At 31.8% G+C, this 17,914-nt stretch carries 17 protein-coding genes; 7 read left to right on the forward strand and 10 right to left on the reverse strand.

Annotated elements, in window-relative coordinates; all coding sequences use genetic code 11:
- Nucleotides 1-148: 148 nt before the first annotated feature.
- Genes V1T75_RS09650 through surE form a run of 4 tightly spaced genes read right to left on the reverse strand, consistent with a single transcriptional unit; the run spans nt 149 to nt 2,867 of the window.
- Nucleotides 149-688: a C40 family peptidase gene (locus tag V1T75_RS09650; protein ID WP_330488339.1), complete on the reverse strand. Its 540-nt coding sequence runs from the start codon at nt 686-688 to the stop codon at nt 149-151.
- A gap of 11 nt (nt 689-699) precedes the next feature.
- A complete protein-coding gene (lpxB, locus tag V1T75_RS09655; RefSeq protein WP_330488340.1) occupies nt 700-1,812 on the reverse strand; it encodes a lipid-A-disaccharide synthase in 1,113 nt (370 codons plus the stop codon).
- 9 nt (nt 1,813-1,821) lie between these two features.
- On the reverse strand, nt 1,822-2,109 hold the full coding sequence (locus V1T75_RS09660) for a hypothetical protein (protein WP_330488341.1): 288 nt from the start codon (nt 2,107-2,109) through the stop codon (nt 1,822-1,824).
- Nucleotides 2,097-2,867, reverse strand: coding sequence for a 5'/3'-nucleotidase SurE (gene surE, locus V1T75_RS09665; RefSeq protein WP_330488342.1), 771 nt, complete (start codon nt 2,865-2,867; stop codon nt 2,097-2,099). The genes V1T75_RS09660 and surE overlap by 13 nt, the downstream gene beginning before the upstream one ends.
- A 115-nt stretch (nt 2,868-2,982) precedes the next feature.
- Here surE and V1T75_RS09670 point away from each other — a divergent pair, with 115 nt between their 5' ends.
- From V1T75_RS09670 to V1T75_RS09680, 3 genes are all read left to right on the forward strand, one after another.
- Entirely contained in the window at nt 2,983-3,498 is a 516-nt protein-coding gene (locus V1T75_RS09670; protein ID WP_330488343.1) for a hypothetical protein, read from the forward strand.
- A gap of 75 nt (nt 3,499-3,573) precedes the next feature.
- On the forward strand, nt 3,574-5,694 hold the full coding sequence (locus tag V1T75_RS09675; RefSeq protein ID WP_330488344.1) for a carboxy terminal-processing peptidase: 2,121 nt from the start codon (nt 3,574-3,576) through the stop codon (nt 5,692-5,694).
- Nucleotides 5,695-5,742: 48 nt separating this feature from the next.
- Entirely contained in the window at nt 5,743-6,357 is a 615-nt protein-coding gene (locus V1T75_RS09680; protein ID WP_330488345.1) for an HD domain-containing protein, read from the forward strand.
- On the opposite strand, the gene V1T75_RS09685 is transcribed toward V1T75_RS09680, so the two are convergent.
- A complete protein-coding gene (locus V1T75_RS09685) occupies nt 6,352-7,146 on the reverse strand; it encodes a DUF2797 domain-containing protein (RefSeq protein WP_330488346.1) in 795 nt (264 codons plus the stop codon). The genes V1T75_RS09680 and V1T75_RS09685 overlap by 6 nt on opposite strands.
- Before the next feature lie 66 nt (nt 7,147-7,212).
- Between V1T75_RS09685 and V1T75_RS09690 the strand changes: the two genes are divergently transcribed.
- On the forward strand, nt 7,213-8,721 hold the full coding sequence (locus V1T75_RS09690) for a GH3 auxin-responsive promoter family protein (RefSeq protein ID WP_330488347.1): 1,509 nt from the start codon (nt 7,213-7,215) through the stop codon (nt 8,719-8,721).
- 4 nt (nt 8,722-8,725) lie between these two features.
- Here the strand turns inward: V1T75_RS09690 and V1T75_RS09695 are convergent, their stop codons facing one another.
- The 5 genes from V1T75_RS09695 to V1T75_RS09715 are packed head-to-tail and all read right to left on the reverse strand — an operon-like array spanning nt 8,726 to nt 12,859.
- Nucleotides 8,726-9,196, reverse strand: coding sequence for a hypothetical protein (locus tag V1T75_RS09695; RefSeq protein ID WP_330488348.1), 471 nt, complete (start codon nt 9,194-9,196; stop codon nt 8,726-8,728).
- 36 nt (nt 9,197-9,232) lie between these two features.
- Nucleotides 9,233-10,486, reverse strand: a complete 1,254-nt coding sequence (locus V1T75_RS09700; RefSeq protein ID WP_330488349.1) for a tetratricopeptide repeat protein — start codon at nt 10,484-10,486, stop codon at nt 9,233-9,235.
- Nucleotides 10,487-10,537: 51 nt separating this feature from the next.
- Nucleotides 10,538-12,064 (reverse strand): M56 family metallopeptidase, encoded by a 1,527-nt coding sequence (locus V1T75_RS09705; RefSeq protein ID WP_330488350.1) that lies wholly within the window; start codon nt 12,062-12,064, stop codon nt 10,538-10,540.
- A complete protein-coding gene (locus tag V1T75_RS09710; protein WP_330488351.1) occupies nt 12,061-12,429 on the reverse strand; it encodes a BlaI/MecI/CopY family transcriptional regulator in 369 nt (122 codons plus the stop codon). Before V1T75_RS09710 ends, V1T75_RS09705 begins: the two co-directional genes overlap by 4 nt.
- Complete coding sequence (locus tag V1T75_RS09715; RefSeq protein ID WP_330488352.1) at nt 12,422-12,859, reverse strand: nuclear transport factor 2 family protein; 438 nt, start codon at nt 12,857-12,859, stop codon at nt 12,422-12,424. The genes V1T75_RS09710 and V1T75_RS09715 overlap by 8 nt, the downstream gene beginning before the upstream one ends.
- Before the next feature lie 174 nt (nt 12,860-13,033).
- Here V1T75_RS09715 and V1T75_RS09720 point away from each other — a divergent pair, with 174 nt between their 5' ends.
- From V1T75_RS09720 to V1T75_RS09730, 3 genes are all read left to right on the forward strand, one after another.
- Complete coding sequence (locus V1T75_RS09720) at nt 13,034-13,534, forward strand: DUF456 domain-containing protein (RefSeq protein WP_330488353.1); 501 nt, start codon at nt 13,034-13,036, stop codon at nt 13,532-13,534.
- 448 nt (nt 13,535-13,982) lie between these two features.
- Nucleotides 13,983-15,680, forward strand: a complete 1,698-nt coding sequence (lysS, locus tag V1T75_RS09725) for a lysine--tRNA ligase (protein WP_330488354.1) — start codon at nt 13,983-13,985, stop codon at nt 15,678-15,680.
- A 203-nt stretch (nt 15,681-15,883) separates the two neighbouring features.
- Nucleotides 15,884-17,911 (forward strand): ComEC/Rec2 family competence protein, encoded by a 2,028-nt coding sequence (locus tag V1T75_RS09730; RefSeq protein ID WP_330488355.1) that lies wholly within the window; start codon nt 15,884-15,886, stop codon nt 17,909-17,911.
- The last annotated feature ends 3 nt before the right edge of the window (nt 17,912-17,914 follow it).

Consider the following 17,914-nt stretch of genomic DNA (forward strand, 5'->3'; position numbering starts at 1 on the left):
TCTAAAGTAGGTTTTAAGAGGTATTGCTCAAAAGTATTAAATTATTTTTATCTTTATTAAAAAGTTGTATTTCTACTAACCTATAAACACCTGTTTCAAAACAGATAAAACCTAACCAAAAATTTGTTAACCGGATATTTGGCGAGTATTACAACACTCGCTTTGCCTTGATAAAAGCTCGTTTCCAGTAATTTTCATACAATGAAGTAACAATTACACCTTGTGAGGTAGTAGAGTGAATAAATCGAATGTCACCATTCGTTACCGATGTTACTAATCCTACATGGTTTATTCTACCTCTTTTTCTAGAGGTTTTAAAAAAGAGCAAGTCTCCTCTTTGAACCTCTCGTAACGAAATACTTTCACCTTGTACATACATTTGATGCGATGTTCTTGCAATAGGTATATTTCGTTGCTTAAATGATGTAAAAATTAATCCCGAGCAATCCATTCCTCTTTTTGTCATCCCTCCAAAACGATATGGAACTCCTTTATAAGTAACCGCAGTCCATACAATTTTATCTGCGATGGTTACTCCTGCTGCTTTTTTGGTAGTTTTTACGGCTCTTTTGTTCTCTATTCTCGTGATGGAATTTTTTCTTGTTTTGTATGTATTACTTATGTTTTTTGATGACCCACAAGAAATCATTAAAAGCGAAACTATACATATAAAAAAGATTTTTTTCATCATGCTTTTTTTTATTTTTTTACTCCAGCAACAATCAACTTTGCTGTTTTTTCAGAAGCTCCTTTTCCTCCTAATTTTTGCTCCAAATCAAAATATGACAAAAATAATTCCTGACGGTGTTCTGGCTCTAAAATACGTGTTAATTCGTGCTGTAAATTTTCTTTAGTAAACTCATTTTGTATCAACTCTTTTACCACTTCCCTACCCATTATTAAATTTACTAACGATATATACTTCAATGTTATTATTCGTTTGGCTATTTGATAAGAAATATTACTTCCTTTATAACACACTACTTGAGGCACTTTAAACAAAGCTGCTTCTAGTGTTGCTGTACCTGATGCTACCAAAGCAGCATGTGAAATACTCAACAAATCATACGTCTTATTATTAATAAATTTTACATTGGCATCTCCAATAATTTCTTTATAAAACTCATACGATTGACTCGGCGCTCCTGCCACTACAAATTGATATTTTGGAAAATCATCTACCAACGAAAGCATCACCGATAACATTTTTGTTATTTCTTGTTTCCTACTTCCTGGTAGCAGTGCTATGAGCTCTTTGTACCCTAAATTGTGCTCTCTTCTAAATTTTTCTATAGAAACTTGTTCTCTTCCAGCTATCCCATCAATTAAAGGGTGTCCTACAAAATGAACAGCATAATCATATTTTTTATAAAACTCTTTTTCAAACGGAAGAATTACAAACATTTTATCGATATCTCGTTTAATATCTTTTACTCTTCCTGCTCTACTTGCCCAAACTTGTGGTGAAATATAATAGTTTGTTCTAAAGCCTTGTTTTTTTGCCCATTTAGCAATACGAAGATTAAAACCTGAGTTATCAATAAAAATAATTACATCAGGATTGAATTGAGCAATGTCTTTTTTACAAAAAGAAATCATTCCTAAAATCTTACGCAAATTCATCAATACTTCAACAAAGCCCATAAAAGCACGCTCTTTATAGTGCTTAACAAGCGTACCGCCAACTTCTTGCATTAAATCTCCTCCCCAAAAACGAATATCTGCTTTCGGGTCTTTCTTTAGCAAGGCCTTCATCAAATTGGCTCCGTGTAAATCGCCCGAAGCTTCACCTACAAGAATGTAATATTTCATGTATTAAAATTAGAAAAACTTTAAATATGCAGTTAATAAAGCTACAGCAATGGTAGTTATTAATACTCCTCTTGCTCTATAATCTTGCTTTTTCTTTAAAAACACCCAAAAAACAAATAAGTTGGGGATTGCAGCCAAAGCAACTACAGATCCTAAAACTCCCCCCTCTCTTACAGTAGCAATAGTTTTAGAAATACTAAGCTCAGAGATATACTGTAAATAGACAAAAAAGCCACAAGTGGTTGCTAATAACGATACTAAAATTCCTATTACTATTTCTCTTTTTATATGTCCCATGTATGTAATTTTTGAATAGCGTGATGTGCAGTCATATCAAATTGAACAGGCACTACCGATATAAAACCATTTTCTAATGCCCAAATATCTGTATCTTGTCCTTTATCTCTATTAACGAACTCTCCAGAAAGCCAATAATATTCTTTACCAAAGGGACTTTTACGTTTATCAAATGTTTCTTTCCAATAACCATTTGCCTGTCTACAAATACGAACTCCTTTAATTTCGTCTTCTTTTAGTTTGGGAATATTTACATTTAAAATTACTCCATCAGGTAATCCGTTTAACAAAACATTTAACGCTATTTTTTCAATAAACTTACGCGCTGCTCTAAAGTCGGCATGCCAATCAAAATCTAGCAAAGAAAACCCTATTGCTGGAATTCCTTCAATACCAGCCTCAACAGCTGCACTCATGGTTCCTGAGTATATTACATTAATTGATGAGTTTGCTCCATGGTTAATTCCTGAAACACACAAATCGGGCGTACGATTTAAAATCTCGTTCTTTGCCATTTTAACACAATCTGCTGGTGTCCCTGAACAACTATACTCTATCTGCGGACCTTCATCAATGGTAATAGGATTACAGTGCAACACATTATTAACTGTAATGGCATGTCCCATACCACTTTGTGGACTATCAGGAGCCACCACTACTACATCCCCTATTTTATTCATAATCTCAATTAACATACGAATACCAGGAGCGGTGATTCCATCATCATTTGTAACTAAAATCAAAGGTCTATCTTGCATAGTAAGTAAGTTTTACAACAAATGTAACATAAAAAATGGATTCTATTTTTAACATTTTGTAAAGACAGATTGGTTAATTTTATATGTAAAATTGTGGTAATCAAACCCAAACATTATGGTACGGATTATTGTTTATGTAACTATTTTTATTATTTCTTCTTTTTTTTCAATCATTTCTGCACAAAACATCCCCACAATACCATGTAATGAAATAAGCTACACTCAATTTGATTTTTGGGTCGGAAATTGGAATGTTTATAACACTAAAGGAAAATTAATTGGTCATAACAATGTTATAAAAATGCCAAATGCTTGTGCTATTCAAGAAAACTGGGACTCAAAAACATCTAAAAGTAAAGGAACTAGTTACAATTATTACAATAAAAAAGACGATACTTGGAATCAAGTTTGGATTGATAACACTGGTTTTTCATTAGTTTTAAAAGGTCGTTTTAAAGATAATTCTATGATGTTAAAAAGTGATCTTATAGAAAACGATAAAGGCAATTATTACAATCAAATTACTTGGACAAAAAACAAAGATCATTCTGTAACGCAAGTATGGAATCTTCTTGACGAAAACTTCAAAAAAACCAAAGAAGTTTTTAGAGGTATTTATAAAAAGCAATAAAACTAAAAAATTGGCATTATTTTAGTAGCTTAGCAACACAACGACTCAACACAAATTAAAAAGACAGAAGGTTTTATGAAGACGAAATTTATCATTCCATTTTTAGCAATTACTCTTTTATTTTCTAACTCTGTTAGTTCGAATACACTTCCTAACAACGACCCTGAAAAAGACCGTGTAATTGTTTATATTTTAAAAAATATTTTAAGTAGGTATCATTACGTTCAAAAAAAATTAAATGACGATTTTTCAGAACATGTATATACTACATTTATAGACGGGCTCGATCCTAGTAAACGTTATTTTACGCAAGAAGACTTAAAAGAATTTTCTCAATATAAATATCAAATAGACAATCAATTAAGAGAGTCTAATATTGACTTCTATAAGTTAGTATATCAACGTTTTCTCGAAAAAATGGAATCGGGTAAAAAGACCTACCGTTCTTTATTAAAACAACCTTTCAATTATAAAAAGAAAGAAACTATTGATATTGATTACGACAAAATTCCGTATGCTCAAAACGAAACTGAATTAATCGACTATTGGCGAAAACAATTAAAGCTATCTATTTTAAGTAACATTGAAGACGCTGAAAACCAACAAAACGAAAAAGCTAAAAAAGACAAAACTTTTAAAAAGAAAAGCTTTAAAGAGTTAGAGTTTGAAGCGAGAAAGAAAGTCCTAAAAAACATGGATGATTTATACATGCGTATTGGTGAACTTGAAAATTCTGATTGGTATTCTACATTTTTAAATAGTGTCGTAAGTGGTTTTGATCCACATACAACCTATATGTCTCCTCGAATTAAAACACGTTTCGATCAAGAGATGTCTGGTAAGCTAGAAGGAATTGGAGCTCGTTTACAGAAAAAAGGAATTTACACCCATATTGTTGAATTAATTTCTGGAGGTCCAGCATGGAAACAAGGAGAGTTAGAAGCTGACGATATTATTTTAAAGGTTGCACAAGGTGATGAAGAGCCTTTAGATATTGTTGGTATGCGTTTAGATGATGCCATAAAATTTATCAAAGGGAAAAAGGGAACTGAAGTTCGTTTAACTGTAAAGAAAAAAATTGACGGTTCTATTAAAGTAATTCCTATTATTAGAGACGTTGTTGAACTTGAAGAAACTTTTGTAAAGTCGAGTATAGTTGATAAAAATGGTAAAAAATACGGGATTATCAATCTTCCAAGATTTTATATAGATTTTAACGATTTAAGCCGCAGAGATGCAGCAAAAGACATGGAAAAAGAAATTGAACGTTTAAAAGAAGAAAATGTTCAAGGTTTAATTGTTGATTTACGTGATAACGGTGGTGGATCATTAAAAACAGCTATTGAAATTGGTGGTTTATTTATTAATAAAGGACCAATAGTTCAAGTTAAATACCGTGGTGAAGATCCTTTAGTAAAGGTTGATACTGATCCAAAAATTCAATGGGAAGGACCTTTGGTGGTAATGGTAAATGAATTTTCTGCTTCTGCTTCTGAAATTTTTGCTGCAGCAATGCAAGACTATAAGCGTGGGGTTATTATTGGTGGTAAACAAACTTACGGTAAGGGAACTGTACAAAATGTATTACCTATAAACCGTTTTTATGAACAATACCCAAACGATCTGGGCGCTTTAAAAATGACCATTCAAAAATTCTATAGAATTAATGGTGGGTCTACTCAAATTGAAGGAGTTTATTCTGATATTTCTTTACCTACCCGATATAGCTATATGGATTTTGGAGAGCGTGATTTAGACGGTGCTTTGCCTTGGGATAAGGTACAACAAGCAAAATATACTGCTACGAATTCATACAGTAACTTTGCTGATGTAGTATACAACAGTAAACAACGTGTAATGAATAACGAAAAGTTTAATAAAATAAATGATTACGCTAAATGGCTAAAGAAAAACCAAGATGAAAGAGTGTATTCTTTAAACTATGAAGCCTTTAAAGAAGAAAGCAAGGCTAAAACGAAAGAAGGAGAACAGTTTAAAGACATTTTTAAGTTTGATTCTCATCTAACTTTTGTATCTCCTAAATATGAGTTAAACTTGTTTAAAAAGGATACTGTTTTAGAAGAAAAACGAGTTGCGTGGCATCAAAACCTTCGAAAAGACATTTATGTAAATGAAGCCTTAAACGTTCTTAGTGAATTGAAAATGAATGATAATCATGTGGCTGTTAAACATTAAAAAAAGGGTTCGAATGAACCCTTTTTTCTTTTTACTCCTTTTTTGTTTATGCTAAAAAATACTTTTTTAAACCTGCTAGCCAACTATTCAAACGACAACAGTTTCAATATCTTATTATGGCAAGAAATAGAAGAGCATTATACTCGTAAAAAAAGACATTATCACACATTAGAACATCTTGAAAATTTACTTTTTCAATTAGCTCCTATAAAAACCAAAATAAGTCATTGGAACACAATTTTATTCACACTGTTTTATCATGATATCATCTACAACTCTTTAAAAAGTAACAACGAAGAAAAAAGCGCTGAATTAGCTATTAAAAGAATGAAACAACTTTCAGTGCCTAAAGAAATGATAGAGAGTTGCTGCACTCAAATTTTAGCCACTAAATCTCATAATGTGGCTGAAGATTCAGACACCAATTATTTTACTGACGCTGATTTATCAATCTTAGGTCAAGACTGGAAAATATATACTCAGTATTATACAAATGTTCGAAAAGAATATGCCGTTTATCCTAGTTTGGTTTATAACTCAGGGCGTAAAAAAGCTCTTCAACATTTTTTAACGATGAAAAAAATATTCAAAACAGAATACTTTTTTCAAAAATTCGAAGATACAGCACGAAAAAATATTCAGAAAGAAATTGAACTGTTATAAAAGTTCAATTTTAACGACCAACCCTTCATTAGAACGAACATTAAACACTGTTTCGTCCTCAAAAATTAAGTACTGTCCTTTAATTCCTACCAATTTACCTGTATAGGTTTCTTCTTTCTCTAAATTTAAGCTTTTAGGCTTTAGGGGAAATTTTTCAACTGGAAATTGAATATTCGTTTCAGTGTTATTAGCTATGTAATATTCTTTCGCTTCATCAGGAATAAACTCTTGTAATCGCTCACGCCATTCAACCAAGTTTTCATCCTTAATATCATTTTTCAGCATGGTTCTCCAGTTCGTTTTATCAGCTACATGTTCTTTTAAAGCCACCTCTGTAATTCCTGCCAAATAACGATTCGGTACCTCCACTATTTCAATCGCTTCATGTGCGCCTTGATCTATCCAACGAGTGGGAACTTGCTGTTTTCTTGTCACTCCCACTTTTACATTACTTGAATTTGCTAAATACACAATATGCGGTTGTAACTGTACCTTTTTCTCATACTCCAAATCCCTATCTTCTTCTCCTAAATGTGCTTTACTCAACTCAGGGCGCATAATCCAATCTCCTGCAGTTGGAGTCTCAAAAAAGCATTTTTTACAAAACCCTTGGCGGTATATTTTTTTTTCTAAATGGCAATTTAAACACTCGTAAGTAACAAAACTCAACTTCAATTCTTTATTTAATAACTGATTCATATTCAAAAAATCAGCCCCCATATCTAAGTAGTATTGAACTGTATGTAAATTTTCGGTAGGCATTTTTTTTAAAACTCCTTGGTATTGCATGTCTTAAATTTTGTTACATTTAGCTTCACAAAATTACAGTAAAAAAATTGAATTAAGAGTTAATCTATGACGTTTCCATTTATAAATTCAATCATTTCTTGGTTTTTAAAAAAGCGTAAACATCAGGTAGAGCTATTTTTAAAATACCCTATTGATGTTCAAAATGAACTATTGTTAAAACTTGTAAGTGCCGCTAAGAATACTGAGTTTGGAAAGCTACAAAACTTCTCTTCAATTAAGAGTTATACTGACTTTACCAACAATGTTCCTATTCAACGTTATGAAAGCATTGAACCGCTTATTGAACGTTGTAGGAAGGGAGAACAAAATTTATTTTGGCCTACTCCTATACGTTGGTTTGCCAAATCTAGCGGTACTACCAATGCCAAAAGCAAGTTTATTCCTGTAAGTGACGAAGCTATTGAGTATTGTCATTTTAAAGCCGGAAAAGACATGTTGTGTTTATACATTAACAACAATGAAAACGCAAATCTTTTTACAGGAAAAGGACTTCGTTTAGGAGGAAGTTCTGCGGTATATGAAGACAACAACACCTACTTTGGTGACTTGTCGGCAATTATTATTGAAAACATGCCTTTTTGGGCAGATTTTAGCTCGGCTCCAAAACAAGAAACGGCATTGATGAGTGAATGGGAAACTAAAATGGAAGCTATTATTAACGAAACTATAGACGAAAACATCACAAGTTTGGTTGGTGTTCCTTCCTGGATGCTGGTTTTATTAAACAGGGTATTAGAAAAAACAGGAAAGGATCATATTTTGGAAGTTTGGCCCAATCTAGAGGTTTATTTTCATGGAGGTATTAACTTTAACCCATACAGAGAGCAATATAAGAAGCTCATTCCAAGAGACGATTTTAAATATTATGAAACCTATAATGCATCAGAAGGTTTTTTTGCCATTCAAGACCGAAATAATTCTGATGAGATGTTATTAATGCTAGACTACGGAATCTTTTATGAGTTTATTCCAATGAGTGAATACAACGGAGAAAACTCAAAGACAGTTCCCCTTTCTGATGTACAAAAAGATGTTAATTACGCCATTGTTATTACCACTAATGGTGGTTTATGGCGTTATTTGATAGGCGACACTATTAAGTTTACCTCAACCGATCCTTACCGTATAAAAATTACAGGACGTACGAAGCATCATATCAATGTTTTTGGAGAGGAATTAATTATTGAAAATGCTGAAGATGCTTTAAAAATAGCAAGTGACAAAACCAACTGTGAAATTAAAGAATATACGGTGGGACCTGTTTTTATGAATGGTAAAGAGAATGGAGCTCATGAATGGATTATTGAGTTTAAAAAATCGCCTAAGGATATTACTTTTTTCACTGAAGCACTAGACAATGCTTTAAAAAATTGTAATTCTGACTACGAAGCTAAACGTTATAACGATATGACTTTAGCAATACCTAAAATACATCAAGCTCGTGAAGGATTGTTTTATGATTGGATGAAGAAAAAAGGAAAACTAGGAGGACAGCATAAGATTCCTCGTTTATCTAATAGTCGTGATTTTGTTGAAGAGCTTTTGAAATTATAACCAACTACTCTGTTTTTATTTTAATTGGCAATTGGTATTTTGTTACTACAGGTATTCCTCTTTTAGTTGCTGGAGTTATGGTGGGTAATTTCTCTATTGTTAGCTTTATAATACTATCCAATTCGGGTAATTGATTGACAACAATTTCAGGGGCTATTACCTTTCCTAAGACAAACTTACCTTCCTTATTAACTAGAACATCAATAAACACCTCTTCATCTAAACTATTTTTAGTTACGAACTTGTACTCTAGTAAACTGGTTGTTATTCTTTTATAAATCTCTTCTCTAAAACAATTAATTCTCGCTTCATTAAACAAATTTTTACATTTATTAAAAGAAGGAGATTCATCTACTTTTGTAAAATCTACAATAGTATCTATAACCTTTGCATTCTCTTTTTTAAAAAATGGAAAGAAATCGCAAGAAGAACATAGCAAAGCACAAACCCCAAAAGCTACATAGCGAAAATTCATCTTGTTGATTTTAAGATGAATATACAAAATTAAATACTATTGTAAAATCTCTCCTTGTAAGAAATAGTACTTTTTAATTTCTTTTACTCTTTCTTTAGCATGTTTTGTCATTACCGAATCTTTTCTTTTAAAACGATTTACATAATCTTTGTAATGCTTGTAAGCTATTCTTTTATCTTTGTAATAAGCTTCACTTGTTTTAGCCAGTTGATACAGCGCTTTGTAGTTTTCCCTATTCTCTTCAAAGGCCCTTTTATAGGACTTTAATTCTTCTTTAGGGTTTCCTAACTCTTCATAAACTCTCGCCAATTGGTAGTATTCAACATCTCTGGGTTCTTTACCCGTAAAAATTGCCACCATATAGTCTAACTGAGCTTTGTAAAACTTTTTCTTTTCAAAATTAATATCTCCCAAGTAAGTATAGGCTTTAAAGTCTGACCGATCAATTCTTATAGCGTTATTAAAATACTTTTTTGCTTCATCGTATTTCTTTAGATTAAAATAGCTACGTCCTAACATTTTTTGTGTGTAGTGTTCGTTAGGTTCTAACGTATCTAGTCTTTGTAGATATTGAATGGCTTCAATAAACTTCTCTTCTCTATATAAATTATTAATTTTTAGCTTATTTAAGTTGATATGATTTGGGTTCACTACCAAACCTCTATTTACAAAAATGTTTGCCGAGTCTTGATCTCTTAAAAAAGTATAAGCCAAAGCTAATTGATGAATCGATTTGATATGCTCGTTATCATTTTTATACGCCTCTAAAAAACTATTTATTTGTAGGTTACGCTTTTTCAACATTCCGTAAGCAATTCCCAATCGATAATGATAATTTGCGTTCGTACTATCTTGCTGAATACTATTTTTAAAAGTATCTATTGCTTTTGCAGGTTGCTTTGTTTGTACGTATAATTTTCCTAATTGGTACTGAATAAGTAAGTTTTCAACATCTCCTTTTACAATGTTTTCATAAACATCAATGGCTTTTTGTAATTTTTTTTGTTGTTGATATGCTTTAGCTAACCTTACTTTAACAGAGTAATCATCTTGTAAGGCTAAGGCTTGTTCATAATACTTTGATGCTTGCTTGTAATTATCTATAGACGCATAAATTGCGGCTATTGTTGAAGTTGATTGGAAAGTAGTATCCATAGCATGTAACTTAGTCAATGCTGTTTGATAACGTCCTATATTTACTAAACTATCAATCGTTTTAAAAGTCGAAACTTGCGCTTCGACTTTTAGTATTCCTAGTACAAAAACAATAAGTAAAATTTTATTTCTCACGTTTCTATTTTTGGTTTTATCTGTTGCTTTGCTGCAACCAATATACTTAATTTATTCTACGGTAAATGTAATGGGTAAGGTATAACTCACTCGTACTTTTTTCCCTTTATGTTCACCTGGTTGCATTTGAGGCAATTTTTGTACCAACGCTTCTACATGTTGTTTTAATGTTACGTGAGGTGCTCTTGCTTTTACATCAACGACTTTTCCTTGTTTATCTATTTTAAACTGAACATAAATTCGTTTTTTTCCAGCGGATACCCCTAACGTTTTCGATAAAGAAGTATCAAAATTATCTGCTACAAATTGTTGTAAACTTCTAGCGAAGCAAGCTTTATCTCCTTCAGCACAGCCTGGAAAAGTTGGTACTTTTTCCATTGTAGAAAAAGAAACATCTTCTGAGTCTTGGCTATTGGTTTTTCCTTGATTTTTATTTTTCTCCATAAAGTCAAAAGCAACCATTTTTCTATCATTTTCAGCTTCAAAAACTCTAATGTTTAATTGAGGCATTCCTTCTTTACTAAATCCATTTAATAAAGCTAAATATTCTCCTCTTTCTTCTTCTGTCAGGTCATCTATAGAGTATTCTTTAGTATTTGGAAGTTCTTTTCCTAAAAACAAATCAAGATATTTACTTTGGTAGCCCGTAGATGGTTTTTTTACAATTTTACCTTCCTCACTTTTATATATTGTTATAGGTTGTTTTTCAACCTTATTCATTTTAACTTCTTCACTTGAACATGCTGTATATAAAATCATACTTCCTAAAAGCGGAATTAGCAGTAAATACTTTAGCTGTTTTACTTTTTTTGACTTCTTTTTTGTCATCATAATAATTCGTTTTTTGATTAATGAATGTTTGTAAAATTGATTAATGAATGAAATATGCTCAACCTGAAAAATATCAGCGAGTAAATGGTTTATATAATTTTCTTTCTTATCAGATTTGCTAGCTACAGCATCTGAAATATATTCATGAACTAACGAAATACGATGTTGGTATACATACACCATTGGATTAAACCACATTACTATTTTTAAAAGTTCAAAAAACAATAAATCTATCGTGTGTTTTTCCTCACTATGCACCAATTCGTGCTGAATAATTTTTTCTTGCTTTGATGATGGAATATCCTTTCCTAAAAAAATATAATTGAAGAATGAAAACGCCTTTGTTTCTTTTGGAAGGAATATCAATTTATAATTGTCTTTTCGAGTAGTTCCGTATCGTAAAACTAATCGTATGATACGCTCTAACTTTACTAAAAACACAACTAAAAACAAGGCACACCCAACCCAAAACAATACATCTAAATAAGTAATAGATTGATACCAAGCCGCTTTTTCAATTACTTTTTGAGGTGACAATACTACCTCTGGTAATAGAATGTAATATTCTTGCGGTACTGCTTTTTGAACTGTTGAAATTTTAAACAAAGGCAACACAAACGATAGTAATGCAGTACCTAACAAATACCATCGGTTTTTGGTAAAAAAGGTTTCTTTGCTTAAAAAGAAATCGTACACCGCTACAAAAAGCACTTGGAATAATACAACTTGAATGATATAGTTTATCATGACTTCTTGTTTTTATTTACTTCCTTTAAAATACTCTCCAGCTCTTGGATATCCATTTTGTTTTCTTTCATAAAAAAAGACACCATGCTTTTAAATGAACCTCCAAAATAGCCGTTCATTAACTTATGTAAACTTTCATTACTATACGCCGACTTTTCTACTAACGGATAGTATACGTAACCTCTACCTTTGGGTTCGTGTCCCACAAACTCTTTAGTTTCTAAAATCCTTATAATTGTTGAAACAGTATTGTATGCTGGTTTTGGCTCGGATAATTCAGTTATTACTTCTTTTACTGAAGCTTTTTTTAACTTCCATACTACTTGCATTATTTGTTCTTCTGCTTTCGTTAATTGCTTATTCATTCTTTTTTTTCTTTTTAAAATCCCAAAATACATTAATAATTTGCCATTTATCATCCAACTTAACTAAGTGAATATACTCTACCCATCTTGTTTTAGAGTATCCTGTAATTAAACTGGCTTTTGCCATATTTCCCATAACAATGATACCTTCTACCACATTTTTTTGATCCTTTTTTGGAAAAGCCCTTTTTGAGTCCATTAACTCTTTTAACTTTTCTATAGGAAAATCTTCACTTAAAGTACCGTTGGGATTTAATCCTCTTTTTGATAACCTAGGATGCAGGGATACTTTCATCTCTTCAAACTTATTTTCAAAAAAATTCTCTATATAATTAATAATAGTCTCTTCAATTAATTGATTATCCTTATCACTTTCTTGTGCATTCATTGCTACTGTAAAAAACAGTAGCAATATTATTATTTTTTTCATTTTACCCTATTTAAAGTTTTTTATCAACTCTTACTTACACAACAGCCTCTACCTCTCCTTCTTTCCTATGACATCATGCTTACAAATATAACTAAAAAATTAGTTTAAACTAATTTTTTAGTTATAAAATATGTAACAAAGCTTTTATATTTTCGTCTTATCAATAAAAAGTTAATGGATATATTTTTAGTTATACTCGGGTTTGTTTTTGCTTGCTTAGGGATAATAGGTTCCTTTTTACCCATATTACCAGGGCCTATTACTGGATGGGTAGGTTTGTTATTATTGCATTTAACAAAAGCTATTCCTCAAAATTGGACATTTTTAGGAATCACTTTAGCTATTGCTGTTATTATATTTTTTCTTGATTACTTTATACCTGCTATGGGAACTAAACGTTTTGGCGGTACCAAATACGGAGTATACGGTACTACTATCGGTTTAGTTATTGGATTACTCTCCCCTATTCCCTTTGGAATTTTAATAGGTGCTTTTGTAGGGGCCTTAGTTGGTGAATTAATTTATGACAGCAAAGACACTAACAGAGCGATTAAAGCTTCTTTTGGTGCCTTTTTAGGTTTTTTAGCTTCAGCAACCATTAAATTTTCAATTTCTATGGTATTCTTAGTGTTATTTATTGTTAAGTTTTTTGAATACAGTAATTCTTTCTTTTAGAAGCAAGCAAGCTATATCTAAGTTTTACTTCTAATCATGAGGTTCCTATTCGCACCTAGTTCGGAATGACAGGTATTAATGATTTAAAAAGTTAGCAAATACACTTAGCCCCGATTGGAGCATCTGTTTGAGCTCCTCGAAGAGAGCGAGTGCGGAAAGCGGGAAATAGCTTCTAAATAAACATAAATAAAATGCAAAAAAAAAAGCAACCCATCTAAGGGAAGCTTTCCATTGGTTAACAAAACCATGATACTATTTAAAGTATCTAACAACACAACTAAATGCTGTCTTTTTAAAATTAGACAGCCTGCAAATATACATTCTTTTCAGAAACTCACAAATAAAAAATAACTTTTTTTATAAAATCTATGTGATACTACCGTTGTCTAATTTTGTAATTGATTGTATCTTTGCACCTTTAAATTAAAATTACTTAAAAATTAAGTCAATGCAATTATCAGAACAAGAAGTTGTACGTAGAGAAAAACTATCAAAATTACGTGAATTGGGTATCAATCCATACCCCGCAGATTTATTTCCATTAGATACGAATTCCAAACAGATTAAACAGGAGTTTAAGGAAGGTAAGAAGGTAGTGATTGCTGGTAGGTTAATGTCTCGTCGTATTCAAGGAAAAGCTTCTTTTGCTGAATTGCAAGATAGTGAAGGACGTATTCAAGTATACTTTAACAGAGATGAGATTTGTACAGGTGAAGACAAAAATTTGTACAACGAAGTGTACAAAAAGTTATTAGATATAGGTGATTTTGTAGGTATTGAAGGAGAGTTATTTAAAACTCAGGTTGGAGAAATCACTGTCATGGTAAAAGATTTTAAACTATTAAGTAAATCGTTAAAGCCATTACCATTACCAAAAGTAGATGCTGAAGGAAATACCTTTGACGGATTTACAGATCCTGAGATGCGTTACCGTCAGCGTTATGCTGATTTGGTAGTAAACCCACAGGTAAAAGAAGTGTTTGTAAAACGTACTAAGTTATTCAACGCCATGCGTCAGTTTTTTAATGATGCAGGATATTTTGAAGTAGAAACACCTATTTTACAACCTATTCCAGGTGGTGCCGCTGCAAGACCATTTATTACACATCACAATGCCTTAGACATTCCATTATATATGCGTATTGCGAATGAGTTATACTTAAAGCGTTTGATTGTTGGTGGTTTTGATGGTGTATATGAGTTCTCTAAAAACTTTCGTAATGAAGGAATGGACAGAACGCACAATCCAGAATTTACCGCCATGGAAATTTATGTAGCGTACAAAGACTACAACTGGATGATGGAGTTCACCGAAAAATTATTAGAGCACTGTGCTTTAGCTGTAAACGGAACTACGGAAGCTACTTTTGGAGAGTATAAGGTAGATTTTAAAGCTCCGTATGCCCGTGTTACGATGGCTGATTCTATCAAGCACTTTACCGGTTTTGACATCAACGGAAAATCGGAAGATGAAATCCGTAAAGCCGCTCAAGACATGGGTATCGAGGTAGACGACACCATGGGTAAAGGAAAATTAATTGATGAGATTTTTGGTGAGAAATGTGAAGGAAACTACATTCAACCAACCTTTATTACCGATTACCCGAAGGAAATGTCTCCATTATGTAAAGAGCACCGTGACAATCCTGAATTAACTGAACGTTTTGAGTTAATGGTATGTGGTAAAGAAATTGCCAATGCATACTCTGAATTAAACGACCCAATCGATCAGCGTGAACGTTTTGAAGCTCAGTTAAAGTTAGCAGCACGTGGAGATGATGAAGCGGGTGAGTTTATCGATCAAGATTTTTTACGTGCCTTAGAATATGGGATGCCTCCTACTTCTGGATTAGGAATTGGAATGGACCGTTTAATTATGTATTTAACAAACAATCCGTCAATTCAAGAAGTATTATTCTTCCCGCAAATGAAACCTGAAAAGCAAGCTCCTGCTGTTGAATTAAACGATGACGAAAAAGCATTGCTAGCATTGATAGAAAAAGCTGAAAAAATAGATTTAAACGAGTTAAAAACTCAAAGTGGTTTGTCTAATAAAAAGTGGGACAAAACCATTAAAGGATTGACTAAAAACAATCTTGCTAAAGTTGAAAAAACGGAGGAAGGTTTATTTGTAGAAATTATATAAATTACTTTTTAAAGTTTATAATAAATAAAAAGCAATCTTACTGGTTACTGAGCGTAGCCGAAGTAAGGTTGCTTTTTCTTTGGTTTCGCTTTATTTTTAATAAACTAGCTATGAATGAGTATAAATTGTTAAAATAAATCCACACCCTCAGTAACAATAGCTAAACTTCTTATATTCAAAGTTTTTCATAACTTTAAGGGACTATGAAAAAATTGTTAGAATACCCTCCTTTTCACTTTTTAGTGTGCCTTGTTATTGGGATTATGCTTCAATTCTATATACAGGTTTGGCGATATAGTTTTATTTATTTAGGCAGTTCCTTATTAGGTTTTTTAATCATTCTCTTTTTTTCAAAAAGATTACAAAAACGAAAAATATTTAGTATCGTTAGCTTACTCCTTTTTGTTTTTATTGGGGTTAGCACCACCTATATTCATAATCCGAAGAATTATACGAATTATTATGCATTTCATTTGACTAACACCTCCTCTTCTATAGTCACTATACAAAAAGTATTAAAACCAGGTAATTACTATACAAAATACCTAACTGAAGTTTCACAAGTAGATACTACCAAAACTACTGGAACTATTCTTCTAAACATTCAAAAGAACAGTTCATCACCCATATTAAAGGTAGGTAATCGGATTTTTATCAAAACTCCTTTTAAAGAGCTGATTCCACCTTTAAATCCGCATCAATTTGACTACAAACAGTATTTAGCAAAACAGTATGTTTATTATCAAGTGTTTTTAAGCAAGCAAGAATTTAAACAGCTTAGCAACTCAAACTTTTCTTTAGTTGGTTTATCGGCTAGCATCAGAGAAAAAGTACAAACTTCCTTAAAACAATATCACTTTTCCAATGATGAATTTGCTGTGATTAATGCTTTATTACTCGGTCAGCGTCAAGAAATATCTAAAGAGCTATTAGAAAGCTATACCAATGCAGGCGCGATTCATATTTTAGCCATTTCAGGATTACATATTGGTATTTTACTGTTATTGCTCTCCTATGCATTCAAACCTATGGAAAAACTTCCTAACGGAATACTCGTAAAAACCATCTGTATTGTATTACTCTTATGGTCTTTTGCTTTTATTGCTGGATTATCAGCCTCAGTAGTTAGAGCTGTAACCATGTTCACTTTTGTCGCAATTGGACAATCATTCAAACGAAAAAAGATGATTGAGTATTCTTTAATCAGTTCTATGTTCTTTTTACTTTTAATAAAACCCATGTTTTTATTTGATGTTGGTTTTCAACTGAGTTATCTGGCTGTTTTTGGTATTGTCTGGGTGCAACCATTACTCTACAACCTCTGGAAACCTAAACTTTGGTTACTAGATAAAGGCTGGAGCTTATTTACCGTTTCAATAGCTGCACAAGCAGGCATTTTACCAATAAGTTTATATTATTTTCATCAATTCCCAGGCTTATTTATTTTATCTAACTTAATAATTATTCCTTTTTTAGGCGGAATTTTACTCTTCGGAATTGTAATTATAGTATTGGCAGTACTGAACATCTTACCTCAATTTATAGCTAATATTTACGGGTTTATTATCTCAACAATGAATTATTTTGTTGATTGGGTTGCTCATCAAGAAGATTTTTTATTCAAAGAAATTTCCATGTCTTTTGAAGCAATGCTAGCTTGGTATGTTTTTATTATTTTCTTATATCAAGCGTGTATTCGAAAAACTTATAAAAATGCAACTTTACTTTTAGCTTCTATCCTCTTACTACAGGGAATTTATTTTTATGAAAAGTTTCAAATTAACAGAAAAAGTGAATTCATTGTATTTCATAAAAGCCGACACTCATTTTACGGAAAGAGAAATGGGAAAGAATTATCAATCATTAGTTCTTTGAATAAAACTATTTTACATCAACAAAAACCAATACAGTCGTATAGAATTGGAGAACATGTTTCTTCTAAAATTATTGACTCTACCTTAGCTGTTTTCTCATATAAAAGTAAGCAATTTTTAATTGTAGATAGTGTAGGAATTTATCGAATAGACGGACTTAAAAACCCGATAGTTCTCCTACGAAACAGTCCTAAAATAAACTTAAATAGATTAATTACTACCTTAAAACCTCAACAAATTATTGCTGATGGAAGTAATTATAAATCATATATTACTAGATGGAGAGAAACTTGTTATAAACAAAAAACACCATTTTGGTATACTGGTCAAAATGGTGCTTATATTTTAAGAGAATAGACT

It is taken from the genome of Tenacibaculum sp. FZY0031, assembly GCF_036350695.1.
Classification (GTDB): domain Bacteria; phylum Bacteroidota; class Bacteroidia; order Flavobacteriales; family Flavobacteriaceae; genus Polaribacter.